20 protein-coding genes are annotated in these 20,875 nt (G+C 50.1%); 11 read left to right on the forward strand and 9 right to left on the reverse strand.

Annotated elements, in window-relative coordinates; genetic code table 11:
* Window positions 1-6 precede the first annotated feature (6 nt).
* Window positions 7-624, forward strand: a complete 618-nt coding sequence (locus ACR9Y8_RS23965) for a SprT-like domain-containing protein (protein ID WP_481215784.1) — start codon at window positions 7-9, stop codon at window positions 622-624.
* 89 nt (window positions 625-713) lie between these two features.
* Here the strand turns inward: ACR9Y8_RS23965 and ACR9Y8_RS23970 are convergent, their stop codons facing one another.
* The 3 genes from ACR9Y8_RS23970 to sucC all read right to left on the reverse strand — a co-directional run bounded on the left by ACR9Y8_RS23970 (window position 714) and on the right by sucC (window position 3,767).
* Entirely contained in the window at window positions 714-1,124 is a 411-nt protein-coding gene (locus ACR9Y8_RS23970) for an OsmC family protein (protein WP_481215785.1), read from the reverse strand.
* Between the two features lie 53 nt (window positions 1,125-1,177).
* Window positions 1,178-2,188 (reverse strand): DUF4407 domain-containing protein, encoded by a 1,011-nt coding sequence (locus tag ACR9Y8_RS23975; RefSeq protein ID WP_481215786.1) that lies wholly within the window; start codon window positions 2,186-2,188, stop codon window positions 1,178-1,180.
* Window positions 2,189-2,552: 364 nt separating this feature from the next.
* The gene (sucC, locus tag ACR9Y8_RS23980) at window positions 2,553-3,767 is read right to left on the reverse strand and encodes an ADP-forming succinate--CoA ligase subunit beta (RefSeq protein ID WP_481215787.1); all 1,215 of its coding nucleotides are present in this window, start codon (window positions 3,765-3,767) and stop codon (window positions 2,553-2,555) included.
* A gap of 201 nt (window positions 3,768-3,968) precedes the next feature.
* Between sucC and ACR9Y8_RS23985 the strand changes: the two genes are divergently transcribed.
* The 5 genes from ACR9Y8_RS23985 to ACR9Y8_RS24005 all read left to right on the forward strand — a co-directional run bounded on the left by ACR9Y8_RS23985 (window position 3,969) and on the right by ACR9Y8_RS24005 (window position 9,655).
* Window positions 3,969-4,796 carry a purine-nucleoside phosphorylase gene (locus ACR9Y8_RS23985; RefSeq protein ID WP_481215788.1) on the forward strand — a complete coding sequence of 276 codons (828 nt, stop codon included), beginning with the start codon at window positions 3,969-3,971 and terminating at the stop codon, window positions 4,794-4,796.
* A gap of 75 nt (window positions 4,797-4,871) precedes the next feature.
* Entirely contained in the window at window positions 4,872-6,848 is a 1,977-nt protein-coding gene (locus ACR9Y8_RS23990) for a putative porin (RefSeq protein WP_481215789.1), read from the forward strand.
* Window positions 6,849-6,937: 89 nt separating this feature from the next.
* On the forward strand, window positions 6,938-7,165 hold the full coding sequence (locus ACR9Y8_RS23995; RefSeq protein WP_481215790.1) for a hypothetical protein: 228 nt from the start codon (window positions 6,938-6,940) through the stop codon (window positions 7,163-7,165).
* 96 nt (window positions 7,166-7,261) lie between these two features.
* The gene (locus ACR9Y8_RS24000; protein WP_481215791.1) at window positions 7,262-7,768 is read left to right on the forward strand and encodes a helix-turn-helix domain-containing protein; all 507 of its coding nucleotides are present in this window, start codon (window positions 7,262-7,264) and stop codon (window positions 7,766-7,768) included.
* Window positions 7,769-7,996: 228 nt separating this feature from the next.
* Window positions 7,997-9,655 (forward strand): L,D-transpeptidase family protein, encoded by a 1,659-nt coding sequence (locus ACR9Y8_RS24005; protein WP_481215792.1) that lies wholly within the window; start codon window positions 7,997-7,999, stop codon window positions 9,653-9,655.
* A gap of 99 nt (window positions 9,656-9,754) precedes the next feature.
* Here ACR9Y8_RS24005 and ACR9Y8_RS24010 read toward each other — a convergent pair whose 3' ends face one another.
* Window positions 9,755-10,987, reverse strand: coding sequence for an NADP-dependent isocitrate dehydrogenase (locus tag ACR9Y8_RS24010; protein ID WP_481215793.1), 1,233 nt, complete (start codon window positions 10,985-10,987; stop codon window positions 9,755-9,757).
* Between the two features lie 164 nt (window positions 10,988-11,151).
* Window positions 11,152-12,417, reverse strand: coding sequence for an NADP-dependent isocitrate dehydrogenase (icd, locus tag ACR9Y8_RS24015; RefSeq protein WP_481215794.1), 1,266 nt, complete (start codon window positions 12,415-12,417; stop codon window positions 11,152-11,154).
* Between the two features lie 163 nt (window positions 12,418-12,580).
* On the opposite strand from icd, the gene ACR9Y8_RS24020 reads away from it, so the two are divergent.
* From ACR9Y8_RS24020 to ACR9Y8_RS24040, 5 genes are all read left to right on the forward strand, one after another.
* Window positions 12,581-13,360, forward strand: a complete 780-nt coding sequence (locus ACR9Y8_RS24020; protein WP_481215795.1) for a LiaF transmembrane domain-containing protein — start codon at window positions 12,581-12,583, stop codon at window positions 13,358-13,360.
* 33 nt (window positions 13,361-13,393) lie between these two features.
* Window positions 13,394-13,741 carry a DUF4288 domain-containing protein gene (locus ACR9Y8_RS24025; RefSeq protein WP_481215796.1) on the forward strand — a complete coding sequence of 116 codons (348 nt, stop codon included), beginning with the start codon at window positions 13,394-13,396 and terminating at the stop codon, window positions 13,739-13,741.
* Between the two features lie 97 nt (window positions 13,742-13,838).
* Window positions 13,839-14,900, forward strand: a complete 1,062-nt coding sequence (locus tag ACR9Y8_RS24030) for a sensor histidine kinase (protein WP_481215797.1) — start codon at window positions 13,839-13,841, stop codon at window positions 14,898-14,900.
* A complete protein-coding gene (locus ACR9Y8_RS24035) occupies window positions 14,878-15,633 on the forward strand; it encodes a LytR/AlgR family response regulator transcription factor (RefSeq protein WP_481215798.1) in 756 nt (251 codons plus the stop codon). The genes ACR9Y8_RS24030 and ACR9Y8_RS24035 overlap by 23 nt, the downstream gene beginning before the upstream one ends.
* Before the next feature lie 125 nt (window positions 15,634-15,758).
* Window positions 15,759-17,435, forward strand: coding sequence for a cellulase family glycosylhydrolase (locus ACR9Y8_RS24040; RefSeq protein ID WP_481215799.1), 1,677 nt, complete (start codon window positions 15,759-15,761; stop codon window positions 17,433-17,435).
* 54 nt (window positions 17,436-17,489) lie between these two features.
* Here the strand turns inward: ACR9Y8_RS24040 and ACR9Y8_RS24045 are convergent, their stop codons facing one another.
* The 4 genes from ACR9Y8_RS24045 to ACR9Y8_RS24060 form a co-directional block, all read right to left on the reverse strand.
* A complete protein-coding gene (locus tag ACR9Y8_RS24045; protein ID WP_481215800.1) occupies window positions 17,490-17,756 on the reverse strand; it encodes a hypothetical protein in 267 nt (88 codons plus the stop codon).
* A 107-nt stretch (window positions 17,757-17,863) separates the two neighbouring features.
* Window positions 17,864-18,253, reverse strand: a complete 390-nt coding sequence (locus ACR9Y8_RS24050) for a thioesterase family protein (RefSeq protein ID WP_481215801.1) — start codon at window positions 18,251-18,253, stop codon at window positions 17,864-17,866.
* 14 nt (window positions 18,254-18,267) lie between these two features.
* Window positions 18,268-20,136: an Nramp family divalent metal transporter gene (locus ACR9Y8_RS24055; RefSeq protein WP_481215802.1), complete on the reverse strand. Its 1,869-nt coding sequence runs from the start codon at window positions 20,134-20,136 to the stop codon at window positions 18,268-18,270.
* A gap of 12 nt (window positions 20,137-20,148) precedes the next feature.
* Window positions 20,149-20,808: a metal-dependent transcriptional regulator gene (locus tag ACR9Y8_RS24060; RefSeq protein ID WP_481215803.1), complete on the reverse strand. Its 660-nt coding sequence runs from the start codon at window positions 20,806-20,808 to the stop codon at window positions 20,149-20,151.
* Window positions 20,809-20,875: the final 67 nt, after the last annotated feature.

Consider the following 20,875-nt stretch of genomic DNA (forward strand, 5'->3'; position numbering starts at 1 on the left):
ACGGTTGTGAAGCAGGAAGCGCCTTTACATGCATTAGCAGCCTACCTGCCTGATGGCACTTTTGAGCAGGTAATGGCCTATATTGTTGAGTATAAAGTGCATCTCACCCTTACCAGGGAGCGCCAAAGCATCCTGGGCGATTATCGTCACCCCGACCGTAAGGGCGGCCACCGCATCAGCGTGAACGGCAACCTGAATAAGTATGCCTTTCTCATCACCCTGCTGCATGAAATAGCCCATCTCGTCACGTTTAACCATTTTGGCAACAGGGTAGCCTCCCATGGCAAGGAATGGAAGGGCGAATTCTCCAAAATATTAAAGCAGTTTGTAGGCAAGGGCTTTTTGCCGGCAGATGTGGAAGAGGCGGTACGCCAAAGCATGCAGAACCCCGCTGCCAGCTCCTGTGCCGATGATAACCTGATGCGCACCCTCAAACGGTATGACAAACGCAAAGAGAACCACTTCTTCGTAGAGCAGATCCCGTTACACCAGCTGTTCCGCACCAAAGACGGCCGCATTTTCAAAAAAGGCGAGAAGATCCGCAAACGCTACCGCTGCGAAGAAGTAGCCACGAACCGCATTTATCTTTTCAGCCCGATATATGAGGTGGAGCTGGCGAGTTAAGAAGTCGTTAGTCGTTAGTCATTAGTCGTAAGTCGTAAGTAATGCAGAGATAATGAGCTTCGCTTTGATCACTGACGACTAGCGACTAGTCACTGACGACTTAATTCATAATTATTCAGCTTCACTGCCGTGCCGCTTCGTAAGGTAGCCAGCACCTCCGCATGCTGATCGGTGTGTTTCAGCAGGGCCTCGATTTTTTCCCGTGGGGAACCGGAACGTACTTTCACATCATACCGCAGGTTCTGTGCATGCAGCGGCTCTCCGCCCCAGTCTCCGTTTACGATAATTTCTACCTGGTCCAGCTGTACGTCAAACGCCGCGGCGTCCCGGAAAAGATCATTACAGTAGCTGGCCCCGATGGCCATCAGCAACAGCTCTCCGCCATTAAAGCCAATGCCCAGGCCTCCGCTGCGCGGAGTACGGTCTACCACTACGGTACGGGGGCCCGACCAGGCTACTGCTGCACTGCTGTCATGTATAGTTTTAAGATGGACCTGCATAGACATGGATTTTGCGCTACTTTAAGTTAAGCAAAATCCGTCTTAATGGGATGTTATTCTGTCAGCATCCTGGCATCGGCGATCCGTTTTTCGTAGGCCATTTCCCGTAGCGCTATTTTCTGTTTGCGGTGGATCTCAAATGCATGTTCATGCTCATGCAGCAGATCATCATACGGCCCCCTCGGAGAGATCAGCTTCACAAATACCGGTGCGCATTCTATGGCGATGAACAGCAGTATAATGAACCAGTTGGCCCAGCGTATGGGCGTGCTGCGGTCTGTGATCCGGCCCAGTGCATCCAGGCGGGAGGCTAAGCCATCCAGGCGGCTGCGGCCCGCTGCGGGTAGATCGGCCTTCATGGAGGAGTCGATGGATTGCAGCTCCTGGCGGTACTGGCTGATTAGTTGCTGGTTTTGGTCAGTGGTGGCCCGCAGCTCTTCGGCGGCCCGGTCAGCATCTGCTTTTTTGGCTTTGTAGATAGGGCCCAGGTTCCGTCTCATGGAACCGCCGGTGCCATCAGCTTCCTGCTGGGCTATCAGGGCCAGGGTGTCCCGCCGGGCGGCCTGCTCCTGTATACCGGCGTTCAGCCGGGCAATGGTGGCATTCAGCTCATTGATACGGGCCTGGTAGCGCTCTTTTACTTTATCCTCCTGCGTTTTGTATATTTGCTGTTCCATCGTCACCAGCTCGGCTTTGATCTCTTTGTTGAATACCTGCAGCTCCAGCGGTTTGGATATGACCACGGCAATAAGCACGGCCAGCACCAGGCGGGGAGTGGCCATACCGGCCTCCTGCAGGAAGCGGTCCCGCTTTTTCATACTGGCCACAATGTAACGGTCCAGGTTAAAGATCATCAGGCCCCAGATCAGCCCGAACAGCAGGGCCGCCCACAGCTCGTTAAAAACGGTCCACAGGGCGTATCCCCCGGATATGGCAGCCAGCAGGCCGGTAAAAAAAATAGTGCCCCCGATACCGGCGTACTTGTTGGTTTCAGTGGGCGCCCGTTTTAACAAAGGTGCATGCGCCCCCGAGCAGAATAAGAAGAAAGATCGTAAACGTTGCATTACTCAGACTTTAGAATGGTAGGTAAATAAGTCTGCTCCCCACGGAAAGCAGGGTATATAGAAGGATGGATAACGAAGGTACGATCATTCAGTGAATTTAGCACGCAAACCCTATAAAGGTGCCCTTAGTATTGCACTCACCTTCCCGGATATAGTAACGATAAAGTAACGATATAGTAATGATATAGTAACTCTTTAAAGAGATACTATATCATTATTATAGCTAGACGTTATTTACACGATGTCCTGGCGAGCAAGCGCAATGTGAGTGAGGAAAAGATGCAGGAAGAGGCTCTATTTAAATAACAAAGGGCGTATCAAAAGTTGACACGCCCTCTGCATTTATTTTATGCTGATAGCTTGCTTACGCGCTTACTGCCTTGTTTACCAGTGCAGCCGCCTCGCTCAGCAGGATCGCAGACTGTACTTTCAGGCCGCTCTGCTCGATCAGCTTTTTGGCTTCTTCCGCATTGGTACCCTGCAGGCGTACAATGATCGGTACGGTGATGTTGCCGATAGACTGGTAAGCATCAATAACACCCTGGGCTACACGGTCGCAACGTACGATACCGCCGAAGATATTGATCAGGATGGCCTTCACCTTCGGATCTTTCAGGATGATACGGAAACCCGCTTCTACGGTCTGGGCATTGGCAGTACCGCCTACGTCCAGGAAGTTGGCAGGTTCGCCGCCGCTTAATTTGATCATGTCCATGGTAGCCATGGCCAGCCCGGCGCCATTCACCATACAGCCCACGTTACCGTCCAGTTTCACAAAGTTCAGGTTATATTTGCCAGCTTCTACTTCTGTAGGATCTTCTTCGGTGATGTCGCGCAGCGCTTCCAGGTCAGGATGGCGCATCAGGGCGTTATCATCGAGGATCATCTTACAGTCCACTGCAATGATCTTTTCGTCGGAAGTTTTAAACAGGGGGTTGATCTCCACCTGGCTGGCGTCCAGTCCAACGTATGCATTATACAGGTTGGTCACGAATTTCACCATATTCTTGAAAGCTTCGCCGCTCAGGCCAAAGTTGAAAGCGATCTTCCTGGCCTGGAAGGGTTGCAGCGGTCCACCGGGGAATACCCACTCTTTGAATATTTTATCAGGCGTTTTGTGCGCTACTTCTTCAATGTCCATACCGCCTTCTGTGGAGTAAATGATCACATTCTGGCCTTTGGCGCGGTCCAGCAGGATAGACAGGTACAATTCCTTGACAGGGTTGGGGCCGGGATAGTAAACATCCTGCGCCACCAGCACTTTATTTACAAGCTTACCGGCAGGACCAGTCTGTATGGTCACCAGCACACCGCCTAATATATTACCGGCGATGGTCTTTACATCCTCTGCGTTCTTGCCTACCTTCACACCGTTCTGCTCCGTACCGCGGATCTTTCCCTTACCGCGTCCACCCGCATGGATCTGGGCTTTCACCACCGCAAACTCGTTACCGAACTGCACTTTCAGCTGTTTGTACGCTTCAGCGGCTGCTTCGGGAGTATCCACCGGAATACCTTCCTGTACCGGTACGTTATATTTTTTTAACAGTTCTTTCGCCTGGTATTCATGTAAATTCATCAGTCAAAAAATTTGACCGCTAAAATAGGGCATTAATGTTTAAATATAAAACCACAGGGTTTGTGAATTTAAAAATAACTTTGCGCGAACAAAAAACAGTTGTTAGTTGTCAGTTGCAAGTTGTCAGTGATCACTGCGACTGTTTATATTCGTTTAGATCACTGACAACTAACGACTAACAACTGTCAACTTTTTTCATAAATGAGCGACTTATTAAAGAAAATAGCCGATGCCACTGATTATATCAGCGGCCAGTGTAACATCCAGCCGGCTGTAGGCATCATCCTGGGCAGCGGCTTAGGCGGCCTGGTAGCCGATATCACAGACCGGACAGAGATTCCCTACGGGGATATTCCCCACTTCCCTGTTTCTACGGTGGAAGGGCATCATGGCAGGCTCATTCTGGGCCGGATGCAGGGCAGACCGGTGGTGGCGATGGCAGGGAGGTTCCACTACTACGAAGGCTTTTCCATGCAGCAGGTTACCTTCCCCATCCGGGTCATGAAGGCCCTGGGCATTCATACCCTGCTCATTTCCAATGCCGCCGGAGGCATGAACGCCGCCTTCAGCGTTGGAGACCTGATGATCATCCGCGACCATATTAACCTGCAGCCCGAGCACCCCTTGCGCGGGCAAAACGATGATACCCTGGGCCCCCGCTTCCCGGATATGAGCGAACCCTATTCCAAAACACTGATAGCGGAGGCCAAAAAAATTGCTACTGCCGCCAATATAGCAGTACATACAGGCGTATATGTAGGCGTACAGGGGCCTACCTTCGAGACCCGCGCGGAATATAAGTTCATGCATATCATCGGCGGCGACGCCGTGGGCATGAGCACCGTGCCCGAAGTGATCGTAGCGGTGCATGCAGGATTGAAGGTGTTTGCCATGAGCGTAATAACGGACATCGGCATACGGGAAGAGGAAAATGTGATCACCCACGAAGAAGTGCTGCAGGCAGCCAGCGCAGCAGAACCTAAATTAACGCGTATTTTCAGGGAATTGATACAAACAGTTAGCCATTAGCACTTAGCTATTAGCTTTCAGCAGCAGCATGCTAAAGCTAATGGCCAGTAGCTAGCAGCTAAAAGCACAATACTAATGAGGCATTTTTTCATCATGCTGGGTTTGCTGGTAATGGTTGGCAGCCAGGCAATGGCGCAGTTCAATACAGGCAGTTTCGGTAACTATGGCGGTGGTGGCGGCCGTTTGCAGCGGGATACCTCCCAGCGTAACCTGGGGCCGGATACCATCACCCTTAAATATTACTACCAGGGAGACCCGGTAGCGCATCACTTGGATTCTTCCGTAGTTGATTTTTATAACAATTACCTGCGGGTACCCGCCAATTATACCACCCTGGGTAATACCGGCGCCGCCGCCCGCAATATTATCTTCAGTCCCCGTATGCAGGCCGGCTTTGATGAAGGTTTTCATGCATACGACGTCTATACCTACAACCACGAGAACGCACGCTATTATAATACCACCCGTCCCTATTCAGAGCTGCAGTACCTGATCGGGCCCAAACAGGAACAGGTGATCGGGGTATCACATACCCAGAACCGTAATGAGAACTTCAATTTTGCATTCGATTACCGGAAGGTGAACGCCCCCGGCTATTTCCGTACGCAGAACACCAACCATGACAGTTACCGGGTAACCGCCAATTACCAGAGCCAGAATAAACGCGCCCACACCTATTTCAGCTATTATTATAATAAGATCAACGGGGGTGAGAACGGCGGCCTGCGAAAGCCTGAACAGCTCACTAACAGCGACTACAGCGAAAGAAGGACACTGGATGTGAACCTCGGTAATACGGATGTTCCCACCTATGCGTTCTTCGGTACTACCATTGCCGTAAAATCACAGTACGCCATGCGCGGTATCCAGCTGATCCAGCAATATGACTGGGGCAAAGGCGATACCGTTAAAGTGAACGATACCACGCAGTACTACAAGTTTGATCCGGTGTTCAGGGTACAATATACCTTCCGTTCACAGGCCAACAGCTTCGGTTTTGTGGATAATGACCCGGATACCTTCTACTATACCAAACATTACGACATTGTTTACAGGGGCGCAGGCGACACCATCAGGGCTAACCAGCGCTGGCGCACCCTCTCTAACGACCTGTCGCTGATGCAGTTTCCCGTAAGGGGTAACCTGGCGCACTTTATCAGTGTGGGCGCCCGCTTTGACCATACCAAGGGTGATTTTATAGACAATGCCAGCCTACAGTTTAATAATTTGGCCTTGCACGGAGAGTACCGGAATAAAACGAAGAACGACCTATGGGACTTCTCCGCTAAAGGCGAGTTCTATGTGCTGGGGCGCAATATAGGAGATTACAGTGTGAGCGGCATGCTAAGCCGGTACTTCAATCCCACCCTGGGTAATGTAAGCCTGATGTTCCGCAACGTGAACCGCGAGCCCTCCTTTGTATATAAGTTCTTCAGCTATAGTCGCGATAGCTGGTATAACACCGATCTGGCAAAAGAAAATATAACCCAGCTGCAGTTCGCGGCAGACAATAAACAACTGAGATATAACCTGGTGGCTAATTACTATATCTATAGCAATTACACTTATTTCAGTGATTACATGCACAGCGCGCAGTCTACCGGCATTTTTAACGTGCTGGAAGTGATCTTCAGCAAGCATTTCAAGGTGAAGCACTGGAACTGGTATGCCGATATCGCCTTCCAGCAGGTACATGGCAACGGCCCTGTAAATGTGCCCACCATCTGGACCCGCCACCGCATTGCCTACGAGAATCGTATATTCAATAACCTGAATATGATGGTAGGCCTGGAAGGCAAGTATAACACGGATTACTATGCGGACGACTATTCGCCACTTCCCGGCCAGTTTGTGTATCAGCGTACACAGCGGGTGGCTTATAACCTGCCTGATGTGGCAGGCTTTCTGCATTTCCGCATTAAGTCCCTTTCTGCCTACATCCGGGCAGAAAATCTCAATACTTTCCTGAAAACCAATAATTATTTAGCCCCCCTTTACCCGAATAACGGCTTTGGCCTGCGGGTAGGCCTTCGTTGGTGGTTCGTCAATTAACTACTAAATAAAGTGATGGTTATGTTAGCTGAATGGCGTAACTTTTGTTAAGATTTTTGTTGAAAGTGGTTAAAGCAAAATTCTATAACATGAAGGCATTTACGATAAAGCTGAACGCTAACAGGTATGATGTACAATTGTTGAATGGTCATACTCAACGGTATAGGGTGAATGTGAACGGACTGGACGTTTACTACGAACCTGATCTGGATGGTTATCTGCGTCCCGAGGTAACCGGCGGAATGGGCATGAATATATCCCTTTTACTTGACCTGGCCGATCGTATACAGGAAACAGCGGCTGAGGCGGTCGAGTAGGTAGCGAAATATGTGCTACCTTTGTACCCCATGCAAACTTTTGAATTGCACATAAAAAATATGGTTTGTCCCCGCTGTATTAAAACAGTGAGGACAGTGCTTGAAAATGAGGGTATGTCCATACAGGATGTGCAGCTGGGTAAAGCCGTGCTTAACAGCCAGCCCGACCGCGAGCGCCTGGAGGCAATCTCCCTTGCCCTGCAGCACGAAGGCCTGCCCCTGGTAGACGACAGAAAGCAGCAGCTGGTGGAGGCTATCAAGAATATCATTATAGCCACCATTCATCACTCTCCGTTATACGAAATGAAGGAGAATTTCTCCACCCTCCTGGCCAGCCGTTTGCATAAAGATTATCATTACCTGAGCAACCTGTTTTCCGAACTGGAGCAGATTACCATCGAACAATATATCATTCAGCAAAAAATAGAACGGGTAAAAGAGCTGCTTGTTTACGACGAGCTGAATCTCAGTGAAATAGCCTACCAGTTAGGCTATAGCAGCGTTGCGCATTTATCCGGCCAGTTTAAAAAAGTGACCGGCCTTACACCCAGCCAGTTCAAACAGTTAAAAGAGCACAAGCGCCGCCCGCTGGACGCGATCTGAATATGATGAAACATGTATTGATAGGTATATTACGGTTTGTACGATCTTTATTCGTAAAGAAGAACTGCTGCCAATAACAGCTGCTGGCGGTTAGCTGCTGGCTTTTAGCAATCGCGCGGCCAGCGGCTAAAACCTAATAGCTGATAGCTCCCATGTTAACCTGCCTTTGACAAAACCAGCACAGTATTTGTAAACATTTAACTTTTAAGCAAGAGTACCTGGTATTAAATGAGTCGTAAGTTTATCACCCAACATTTATTGTTATTAGCAGGAGTGTGTCTGATGGTAGCCTGCAGGCATAAAAAGCCGCCCAGGCAGCAGGTGATCGTAAAGAATGTGAAAGAGCTGCACGAAGCTATCCCGGAGAATATCGCAGAACGGCTATCCTATATGTCCGATAATAACGGCGTTATGGAAGATAGTGTGCCTGCTGCCTCCGCCGCCTTACAGTTTTTCTACGGGCAGCAAAAAAATGCGCCGCAATGGTCAGACAACGGAGTAGCCAGCAGCAATGCCGATACCATGCTTTACCTGGTGCAGCATGCCATGGATGCGGGCCTGCTGCCGGAGCGCTATCATGGCGGCGCCCTCACTGCGGCCATGTACCAGATCAAGACAGATAGCAATGCCCGTAAAGATGCCGCCCTCTGGGCGAAGGTAGATGTGATGCTCTCTGACGCTTTTATGAAGATGGCATCGCACCTGCATTTTGGCGTTGCGCCCAGGGATAGCATTACACTCCGTCCGGACTCCGTCTTTACGGATATTACACTCGCCGGTATGCTGCAACAGGCATTACAGCAAAAGAATATATCTGAAACACTGCACAAGCTGGAGCCCACCCAGCGCGCTTACCTTACATTAAAACAGCAATTGCTGGCTTTCCGCGAAAAATACCAGGGCCTCCGCTGGGATACCATCCCGGAGAATTATACTGATACCCTGGCTTTCAAACAACAATTGCTGAACAGGTTAGTGCAGGGCGCCTATGTAGATACTACCGGCAGGCCCGGTGATACCACGCTGCTGAAAGAGGGCGTCAAGGCCTTTCAGCGTGAGTTCAACCTTTATCCCGATGGAGTAGCGGGTAAAAAGACCCGGCAAATGTTGAACCGCTCACTGTATGATTGGCAGGTACAGGTGGCCCTTAACCTGGATCGCTGGCGTAAAATGCCGGATTCCATGCCCAATCGCTTTATCCTGGTAAATGTACCGGCTTATCAGCTGGTGGTAGTAGACAGCGGAGAGGTGGTATTGCAATCGCGCGTGATCGTGGGTACTCCCCGTACCCGTACGCCCCTGCTCAATTCCAGGATGGCCAATTTCATGATGTTCCCTTACTGGCGGGTGCCCTACAGTATTGTGTTCAAGGAAATGCTGCCCGCTATCCGGAAGGATATTAATTACCTCGCAGAAAAGAACCTGGAAGTAATAGACCGCGACGGCAACGCCGTTGATCCCGCCACGATAGACTGGAACAAACTGCACAAAGGGTATTTTCCTTACGTGCTGCGCCAGATGGACGGCGTAGATAATTCACTCGGCATTATGAAGTTCAACTTCATGAACAAGTACAGTGTATACCTTCACGATACCAATAGCCGCGGCCTGTTCAAAAATAATTACCGCGCCCTCAGCCACGGCTGTGTAAGGGTACAGGAATGGGATAGCCTGGCCATGTACCTGATCCAGGACGATACGCTGCGCCATACGCGCGACAGCGTGCGCCTCTGGCTGGCCATGCAGGAAAAGAAACAGGTAAATTTTTCCCGCCGCGTACCTATTTACATCCGTTACTTTTCAGCCGATGTGCAGGATGATCACCTGCTGTTCTATGAAGATATTTATGGGGAAGATAAGCGTCTTCGTAAGATCATAGGCTATTAAAAGCCCTTAAAAGCCGCAAGCTACAAGCTACAAGCGCTCGTCGCCTGTAACCTGTAGCTTGCAGTGTATTACTTGTAGCTTGCAGCTTGGCGCTTGCAGCTATTTCTTCAGTTTTGCTTTCAGCGCATTGTCCAGTTCCTGCAGGAATTCTTCTGTGTACAGGAAGTGTTTGCCGTGCTCCACTTTGTTGCCATGGATACATACGGCGAGGTCTTTGGTCATCTTGCCGCTTTCTACTACTTCAACGCAAACATTCTCCAATGCCTGGCAGAAGTTGATCAGCTCCTGGTTGTTGTCCAGGCGTCCGCGGAACTCAAGACCACGGGTCCAGGCAAAGATAGAAGCGATCGGGTTGGTAGAAGTAGGCTTGCCTGCCTGGTGATCGCGGTAGTGACGGGTAACGGTACCGTGTGCAGCTTCTGCTTCCATTACCTTACCATCAGGCGTGATCAGGGTGGAGGTCATCAGGCCCAGTGAGCCGAAACCTTGCGCTACGGTATCAGATTGTACGTCGCCATCGTAGTTCTTACAAGCCCATACAAAGTTACCGTTCCATTTCAGTGCGCTGGCCACCATGTCGTCGATCAGGCGGTGCTCATACACCAGTTTGTGTTTGTCAAACTCGGCTTTGAACTCGTTCTTGTATATTTCTTCGAAGATGTCCTTGAAGCGGCCATCGTATTTTTTCAGGATGGTGTTCTTGGTGCTCAGGTACAGCGGCCATTTCTTCATCAGTGCCTGGTTAAAGCAGGCGCGTGCAAAGCCTTTGATAGACTCGTCTGTATTGTACATCGCCAGGGCCACGCCGTCTCCTTTGAAATTGTATACTTCATGCTGGATCTTTTCGCCGTTCTCACCTTCAAAAGTGATGGTCAGCTTGCCTTTGCCTTTGGTTACAAAGTCGGTAGCGCGGTACTGGTCGCCGAAAGCGTGACGGCCTATACAGATAGGCGCAGTCCAGTTGGGCACCAGGCGGGGAACGTTCGCAGTTACGATCGGCTCACGGAATACGGTACCGTCCAGGATGTTACGGATAGTGCCGTTGGGCGACTTCCACATCTGTTTCAGGTTGAACTCTTTTACGCGTTCTTCATCAGGCGTAATGGTAGCGCATTTGATGCCTACGCCGATCTCTCTGATGGCATTGGCTGCATCTACAGTTACCTGGTCGTTGGTAGCATCACGGTGCTCGATGCCCAGGTCGTAGTATTTGATATCAACATCCAGGTAGGGGAGTATCAGTTTGTCTTTAATGAATTTCCAGATGATCCGTGTCATCTCATCTCCGTCCAGTTCTACAACCGGATTAGCGACTTTGATCTTTTCTGCCATTTCAGGTGAGTTTTTTAGATTAATAAGGTTATCTACAACTATTCAAGCAAGATAAACCCGAAATATACTATAACATGGAACTAAATCCAAATTACGGATTACTAATAATATAGGCGTCATACCTTCCTGTTAGTAACCCGTAAATGGACGCACTATAGCGAAGATTAGAGTTGTTTGATGATCTCGTCTGCAAACTCGCTTGTAGATACCAGGGTGGCATCATCCATCAGTTTATAGAAGTCTATGGTCACCCGTTTACGCATGATGGCAGTGCTCAGGCCATGCACAATGATATCGGCAGCTTCTTTCCAGCCCATGTATTCCAACATCATTACGCCGCTCAGTATCACAGAAGAAGGGTTCATAGAATTGGTATTGGCAAAGCGGGGCGCTGTGCCGTGGGTAGCTTCAAAAACCGCATGTCCGGTGATGTAGTTGATATTACCGCCGGGGGCAATACCAATACCGCCTACCGCAGCCGCTGCCGCATCGGAGATATAATCACCGTTCAGGTTCAGGGTGGCTACCACGCTGAAGTCTTGCGGGGCCAGCAGGATCTGCTGCAGGAAGTTGTCGGCTATCACGTCTTTGATCAGGATCTTCTTATGCGCCAGGGCAATGTTCATCTCCTTGTTGGCGGCATCTTCGCCCTGGTCTTTCTTGGTGTTTTCCCATTCTTCCCAGGTGTATACCTGCTCGCCGAATTCCTGTTTGGCCAGCGCATAGCCCCAGTTCTTGAAGCCGCCTTCGGTGAACTTCATGATGTTGCCTTTGTGCACCAGGGTTACAGACGGCAGCTTGTGCTCAATAGCGTAGCGGATAGCTGAACGGATCAGCCTTTCAGAACCTTCTTTAGACACCGGTTTAATGCCCAGGGAAGAAGTTTCGGGGAAACGTATCTTTTTCACGCCCAGCTCGTTCTGCAGGAAGTGCAGCAGTTTCTGCGCCTCGGGGGTACCGTACATATATTCAATACCAGCGTAGATGTCTTCGGTGTTCTCACGGAATATCACCATATTCACGTGCTCCGGATGCCGCAGGGGAGAGGGTACCTTATTGAACCAGCGTACGGGCCTTACACAGGCGTAGAGGTCCAGTTCCTGGCGCATGGCCACGTTCAGTGAGCGGATCCCGCCGCCTACCGGGGTGGTCAGCGGGCCTTTGATAGATACCAGGTACTCCTTTAATGCCGCCAGGGTGGCTGCCGGCAGCCATTCTCCGGTTTGCTGGAAGGCCTTTTCGCCCGCCAGTACTTCTTTCCATTCAATCCTGCGTTTACCGCCATATGCTTTTTCCACTGCGGCGTCAAATACACGTACACTGGCCCGCCAGATGTCGGGTCCTATACCGTCGCCTTCAATAAATGGAATAATAGCATGGTCGGGAACTTTTAACTGCCCATTGGTCATTAAGATCTTTTCTGCCGGCATAATACAATTACTTTATGTGATGTAATCGGGGGCAAAGGTAAAGCATTCTGATTTTTTTTACCGGCCTTTTCCCGCCGTTTACCGGAACCCGGGTATTTTTAACCTAAATGGGGTTGAAGGGAGAGGATCCTCCCCGTAGTTTTGTATCACAATCATAAAAACAATGGAAGATCAGAATATTATACAAAAACGAAATAAAGGCACATGGGGAGGTATGATACTCATTCTGATAGGTGTATTTCTCTTTCTGCAGAACCTGCACCTGGATATTCCTCACTGGATCTTTTCCTGGAAAACAATGCTGGTTGCGCTGGGTTTGCTGGTAGGCATCAAGCATAGGTTCAGGGGAGGCGCCTGGTTTGTGATGATGCTGGTGGGAGGTATTTTCCTGGCAGAAGAAATCATTCCCTTTGACTTCAACCTTCACCGTTACGGCTGGCCCCTGGTGCTGGTGGTGATAGGGGTTTATATGCTCACCAAACGTCCTTACAGCAGGCACTGGGAACGTTCCGGTAATAAGTGGTCAGACACCAGGTACCCCGAGCGTTCCAGCCATGGATGGACTGCCGGTTCTTATCGGGAAACCATCCAGGGAGCCAGCTCAGACGACTACCTGAACTGTACCGCCATCTTTGGCAGCGATAACCGGGTAATATTGTCCAAAAACTTCCAGGGCGGTGATGTTAGCGCCATCTTCGGCGGCTCTGAAATAAACTTCTCCCAGGCCGACTTCAACGGTAAGGTGGTGATAGAGGCTACCGCTATATTCGGCGGCGTAGAGCTGATCGTACCGGCTAACTGGGAGGTAAAGCTCGAAGTAAATACCATCTTTGGCGGCGTAGAAGAGAAACGCCCCCCTGAACTGATGACGCAGAACCCGGAAAAAGTGCTGGTAATCAGAGGCACCTGTGTGTTTGGCGGCATCGATATTAAAAGTTATTGATCAAACCTGTATTGAACCCTTAAAATTATTTGTATGCGTTGGTATGTAGCGAAAATAGTTTACCAGATCATTTGCGGAACGGGAGATCACATGCCTCAGTTCGATGAGCAGCTGCGGCTGATCAGCGCCCAGAGTAAACAGGAAGCAGCGCAAAAGGCGCGTGAAATAGGCCAGCAGGAACAATATGCATTCAAAAACCAACGCCAGGAACTGGTAGAGTGGAAATTTATCAATGTACCGGAGCTGTACACACTGGATCAGCTGTCAGACGGTATGGAACTGTACTCCCGGATCGAGGAGCCTGCAGATGCCAACGCCTATGTGGCCTGGCTGCAGATGAAATCGTCCCAGTTGCAGGAGCAGCAGGTAATTGAAATCTAATGAATAATTAAGAATTAATAATCTTAAGGCATGTACCAGGACAGATCACATGTACTAAAGCTATTATTAATTCTTAATTATTAATTCTTAATTATTAATGGCGCAAAGACCTTTATCAGATAAGTACTTCCGCTGGGTCATGGTAGTGACCACCTACATCTCTATACTGGTGTACGGTGTGCTGCTGATACAGTGGTTCCACCTCAGCCCTGCCACCGCCTGGGTAGACAGCGCCGTGCATATCCTGCTGCTGTCTGCCAAGGTAAGCATGATCACACAGAACCTGGCTTACTATCGCCCGGCCAGGGGCAAATACATCTTTGTGCTCTCTTACAGTACGGTGCTGTCTGCTATCTGGCTGGCCATTACTTACTGGCTGCTGAAATATATCTTCCCTCATGAGCGGGCCTATATCGAATGGCTGAACGCCGCTGTACCGGTACATTTCATCATAGCCTGGCTGGTAATCACCGCCATGGCGGTGAAAGCCCTGGTGTGGTATGATATAGCCGAACAACGGGAAGAAGGTCAACGCCGTGAAGCTTCCGAAAGACTGTCACGAGAAGCGGAACTGTACAAGCTTCGACAGCAATTGCAGCCGCACTTCCTCTTCAACAGCCTGAACTCTATCAATGCGCTGATCGCCATCCGCCCGCAGCAGGCCCGTGAAATGGTGCTGAAGCTGTCTGATTTTCTGCGCGGCACCCTCAAGCGGGAAGACCAGCACTGGATACCGCTGCCCGAAGAGTTGCAATACCTGCAATGGTACCTCGATATAGAAAAGGTGCGCTTCGGCCACCGGCTTTCTACCGAGGTAACGTCAACGCCTGAATCAGAACTGCTGCAGATGCCGCCCATGCTGTTGCAACCCGTGGTGGAGAACGCTATTAAGTTCGGCTTGTATGATACCACAGATGCGATCACTATTACCATAAAAGCATGGCAGCAGGATGATATGCTTTATGTACAGGTGCAGAATCCGTACGACAGCGCCCTGCAGCAGCCTAACCGCGGCACGGGCTTCGGGCTCAGCTCTATCCGCCGCAGGCTCTATCTGCTGTTTGCCCGTCACGATCTGCTGGAGACCAGCAGCGATCAGTTCATTTTCACCACCTTAATTAAAGTTCCTCAGACGTATGATAAAAGCCATAATAATTGATGACGAGCCGCTGGCCCGGGAAGTCGTAAAAGAATACCTGCTGTCCTTTCCGCAGGTGCAGGTGCTGCAGGAGTGTAACGACGGCTTTGAAGGGCTGAAAGCTATTCAGCAGCATCAGCCCGATATCCTGTTCCTCGACATCCAGATGCCTAAGATCAACGGCTTTGAAATGCTGGAACTGGTAGAGGAACTGCCGGCCGTTATATTCACCACTGCTTTTGAAGAACATGCCATCCGCGCTTTTGAAGTGAACGCGGTAGATTACCTGCTGAAACCTTTCTCAAAAGACCGCTTTGAAAAAGCGCTGCAGAAATGGCTGGGCAGCCGCACCGCCGCTACCCCTGCTGTTGTGCCCCAGCAAACAGCACAGTTGCTGGACACGGCATCTGCTTCTATGCCTGCACAAAGCAACCGCATTGTGGTAAAGATCAATGGCAAGATCAAGATCATCCCCGTGCAGGATGTGCATTACCTGGAAGCAGCAGATGACTATGTAAAGATCATTACCCAGGAAGGCGCTTTCCTGAAGAACAAGACCATGGCCTTCTTTGAGCAAACGCTGGACCCGCAGCAGTTTGCCCGGGTGCACCGTTCGTATATACTGAACGTGAACCAGGTAACCCGTATAGAGCCCTACGAAAAAGAGAACCACCTTGCTATCCTTAGAACCGGGGCCAAGGTGCCGGTGAGCAAAACAGGATATCCCCGGCTGAAAACAGCGCTTGGGTTGTAAATAATTATTACCATTTAATCCTTCTATAAGGGGGCTGTCTCAATTTCCTGGGGCAGCCCTCGTTTTTTTTGGCTTTTATTATTATTTTAACCCTCCCGCAGGCTTATCCTGCTTACCACGTCATCATGAAGAAAAATATTTTCATGGCCGGTATCATCACCGCCGGCCTGCTATCGCACGCTATCAGTTATGCGCAGGGTTTTCTCAAAGCTTCCGGAACCCGCATCGTCAACGAGAAAAATGAAAATGTCCTGCTCAGGGGAATGGGTCTCGGCGGATGGATGCTGCAGGAAGGCTACATGCTGCGCGTTAATGGTCCGGGGCAGCAGCACAAGATCCGTGAACGGATCCAGGAGCTGACAGATCCTGCAACAACACAGGCCTTCTACGATGCCTGGCTGGCGAATCATACGCGCAAACAGGATATTGACTCGCTCAAAGCATGGGGCTTCAATTCCGTCAGGCTGCCTATGCACTATCAGCTGTACACGCTGCCTATAGAGAAAGAGCCGGTGGCAGGGCAAAACACCTGGCTCGAAAAAGGCTTCGCGCTCACAGACAGCTTGCTGGCCTGGTGCAAGGCGAACCACATGTACCTGATCCTGGACCTGCATGCTGCACCGGGCGGACAAGGCAATGATCTCAACATCAGCGACCGCGATACCGCACAGCCTTCGCTATGGGACAGCCGCGCGCAGCAGGAGAAGACCATCGCCCTGTGGCGCAGGCTGGCAGACCGCTACAAGAATGAGCCCTGGATAGGCGCTTACGATATCCTCAATGAACCTAACTGGGGATTCGATGATCCTGCAAATGACAGGAACGGCACCAAAGAAAAAAACAATGCACCGCTGAAAAAGCTGATGCAGGAGATCACGGCCGCTATTCGTGAAGTGGATAAAAAACACATTGTCATTATTGAAGGCAATGGCTGGGGAAATAATTATAACGGCATACTGCCGCCCTGGGACAATAACATGGTGCTCAGCTACCACAAATACTGGAACTTCAACGATGAAGCATCTATCCGGCATATCCTCAAAGCCAGAACGGAATATAATATACCGGTGTGGCTGGGAGAGACCGGTGAGAATTCCAATGTATGGTTCACTTCTGCTATCCGCCTGCTCGAAAGCAATAACATCGGCTGGTCATGGTGGCCGCTGAAAAAACTTGGTAATAATAACCCATTGCAGATCCCTATGAACCCGCAGTACCAGCAGATCGTGGATTACTGGGCAGGTAAAGGGCCTAAGCCTTCAAAAGAAGATGCTACCAAGGGCCTGATGCAGCTGGTAGAAGATACCAAAACAGAACATAATATCTTTCACCGCGATGTGGTAGATGCGATGATCCGTCAGCCTTTTCATCCTACAGCGCTGCCTTATAAGCCGAATATCATCGCAGGCAATACTACATTAGCCGCTGTAGATTATGATCTCGGGCCCAATGGCGTGGCTTATTTTGATAAGGACAGCGCTAATTACCGTGTGTCAGATCCGAAGATACAGGGCGGCAATCGTGGCCATGCATATCGCAATGATGGTGTAGACATCCGGGAGGAGAATGGGTATATTGTCAGCAATTTTGAAAGCGGAGAATGGCTGCAGTATACGCTGGGGGTACAGCGGGAAGGCAACTATACTATTTCGCTCAGCCCTGCTGCAGATGGAGTAAGCATATGGATAGACGGAAAAAAGATCAGTGCTGCAACGCCGCTCAAAAAAGGTACACATATTTTGCGCGTGCAGGTAGAGGAAGGGGAGATCAGCCTGAAAGCGATTAGTTTTACAAGGGAATAAAAACAAAAAGGGGCCGTCAGTAGATCGGCCCCTTTTTTATGGCAAGTGTATGGGCTAGTTCAGTGTATCGGCGTGTTGCTGAGTGAATTCCAGGAAGGCGTCTTTTGTCCAGGTGATATAGTCTTCCAGGTTTATACCCAGTTTCTCGTCGCGTTGTATCTCTTTCATATCACGAACATCCCAATATCCTTTCGCAAGGGATTGGATATTATATTCAGTTTCCCGCTTTGCAGGACTGTAATCTTCCGGATAGCTGAAGTAATTACCAGTAGCTAATTCCTGAATGCTGTTCTTTACATATTCCTTACTATTCTTAGACATGGTTAAAACGTTTGGTTCGCTTAACATAGTCCAAACATTGTTCCGGTTTGGCACGGATCAGGAATTTATTAAGAAAGCTTTATATTAATATTTTGTTAAAAAATGGCTTAAGCCCCGCCTAATAAGCGTTTCAGCTTCTCTTTTTTCAGTATTTTCTGTCCCTGTTCCCCTGTAGCGATGAGCTGCTGCCCTATTCTGGCCTCGAAACTGCAAATGATCTCATGGCCCTGTAACTTTGTGATAGTGGCTGTAAAATCCACACTGCTACCCACTTTTGCTGGTGCAAGATGTTGTACGCTGATCATCGTGCCCATTCCTTCTTCATCTGCATCTTTCATTTCCAGTACAAACAGGCGGCAACACCATTCCGCATCTCTTGCCAGCGCGAAGGTGCTGTACACCGGGTGCACCATCCCGTCGTCAAAAGTGGCGCAGTCCTCGTCGCGGACTACGCGTGTAAAATATTGCTGATCGCCTGTCTGAAAGCTGTGTTGCATAGTTTGAAACTAATTTACTGAACCACCAGCACAGGCACTTTCACCTGGTGCCTTACTTCATTGGCAGTGGCCCCGAATATCCAGTCTTTGATGCCCCTGTGGCCGTGGCCGCCCATTACCAGGAAGTCTATTTTTTCCTGCTTTACAATGCGCACGATCTCTTTGGCCGGGTGCCGGTATCCCAGTATGCCCCTGGCATTGATATTATGTTCGCGCAGCAGTGCGAGATAGGTGTCTAATTGTTCCTGGTCTTTCCGCGTCTCAAAATCATCAGAGTCTTTTCCAAAATATTTGGCGGAAGCACTTTCTACGACGTGTATCAGGAGAAATTCCGTTTGTTCGTTGCCGTGAGCCACTGCATTGGTGATCACTTTTTCATCATGCTTGCTGAAATCCAGGGCCAGGGCAATGCGGAAGTACTCCGGTTTTTTCATAGTGCCTAAAGACAGCTGTGACGGGTGGATGCGCACCGAAGCTGTTTGGCGGTATTTGTTCAGGAGAGGGTATACAATGGTGATGACCAGCAATACGATAAAGCCGATCCCGCCTGCTATGATCAGGGCGTCTATCCAGCCGTTGCCGTCGTGGCTGATGTAATCAAATGCGCCGGTGAACACCATACGGAGGTTAAGGTACACCAATATGCCGGTGATCAGCCAGCTGACCAGCTTTGTAAGCGGCTTAACGGCGTAAGGGCCCATGGTGTTTTTGTCGCTGACAAAATGGATGAGGGGGATGATGGCAAAGCCTAGTTGCAGGCTGAGTAATACCTGGCTGAATACCAGGAGTTCACCTACCTTATCATCACCTGCTATCAGGATGGTTAGCAGGGCTGGTACGATGGCCAGCAGGCGCGTCAGCAGGCGGCGCAGCCAGGGGTTGATACGCAACTGCAGGTAGCCTTCCATTACTATTTGTCCGGCCAGCGTACCGGTAACGGTAGAGCTTTGTCCGGCAGCTATCAGCGCCACGGCAAACAGGACAGGCGCCAGCTTACTGCCGAGCAATTGTTCCAGCAGCTGGTGCGCATCCTGGATCTCTGCTATATCCGTGCGGCCGGTCTTAAAGAACACGGTAGCCGCCAGGATCAGTATGGCTGCGTTCACAAAGAAGGCCAGGTTCAGCGCAACGGTGCTGTCTATAAAGTTCAGCTTCAGCGCCTGTTTAATACCAGCCTCATCGCGTTGGATCTTGCGGGTTTGCACCAGGGCGGAATGCAGGTAAAGGTTATGCGGCATCACAGTGGCCCCGATGATGCCGATGGCAATGTAGAGCGCTGTATTATCGGGGATGGCAGGCACAAAGCCGGTCACCACTTCAGACATCTGCGGCCTGGCCATGACCAGTTCTGCCAGGAAGGAGATACCTACGATGGCTACCAGGCTGATAATAAATGCCTCCATTTTGCGGATGCCATAGCGCTGTAATATCAGCAGCAGGAAGGTATCCAGCACGGTAATGCTTACGCCATAGGCCAGGGGCAGCCCTGTCAGCAGCTGTATACCGATGGCCATGCCCAGCACTTCTGCCAGGTCGCAGGCGGCGATGGCAATCTCAGCTAGCACATACAGTATGAAGTTGATGGTAGGAGGGTAGGTTTCGCGGTTGGCCTGTGCGAGGTCGCGGCCCCTGACGATGCCCAGGCGGGCGCTCAGGCTCTGCAGCAATAATGCCATGAGGTTGCTCATCAGCAGTACCCATAGCAGCTGGTAGCCGTATTGGCTGCCGCCGGCCAGATCCGTGGCCCAGTTGCCGGGATCCATATAGCCTACGCTTACCAGGTAGGCAGGCCCGAAAAAGGATAATAATTTTCTCCAGCGCGAACGTGCGGTTGTGTCTATACTCTGATGTACTTCACTCAGCGATGTAGCGGTATGGTCCATAAACGTATGAGCTTACACCGGTCTTACCATGATGTTTTTGCTTACCTGTTCACTGATGGTAAAAGCCGGTTGATTCCTGATCTTTATTTCAATTGAGTTATCGAATTCGTAGCGTTCTATTATTTCCAGCTGGGTGCCAAGGCGTATGCCTTTGGCGGTGAGGAATTCCAGCAGGGCATTAGACTTATCGGATACGGCCGTTACCTCCAGGCGTTTGGTGCGTGCCAGGTCCAGCGATATCTGCGTGCGTTGCTTGCTCATTTTACCCTGTGCATCGGGTATGGGATCGCCATGGGGGTCGATGGTAGGATTGCCCAGGAAATCGCTGAGGCGGTTGGTGAGTTTCTCGCTCCTGACATGTTCCAGTTCCTCTGCCAGTTCATGCACTTCTTCCCAGCTGAAAGCCAGTTTTTCTACCAGGAAGCATTCCCAGAGCCGGTGGCGCCGTATAATGTGCAGCGCGGCTTTTTTGCCCTCGGCAGTAAGGCTGATGCCCTGGTATTTTTCATAATCTATCAGTTTCTTTTCTTTCAGCTTCTTCGCCATATCCGTTACAGAAGCGGGCTTAGTGTCCAGCTCATAGGCTAGTCCGGTGGTGGTCACGCCGTCTGTAGTTTCTTCCAGCTTGTAAATAGATTTGATGTAATTCTCCTCAGCTACCGATAAATTCATAAGGTCTAAAATAAAATTTAGACAAATCTAATTTAGAAATGCCAAATTCCAAAATACCAATCCAAAC

The organism is Chitinophaga sp. SVR4-12A, assembly GCF_056754765.1.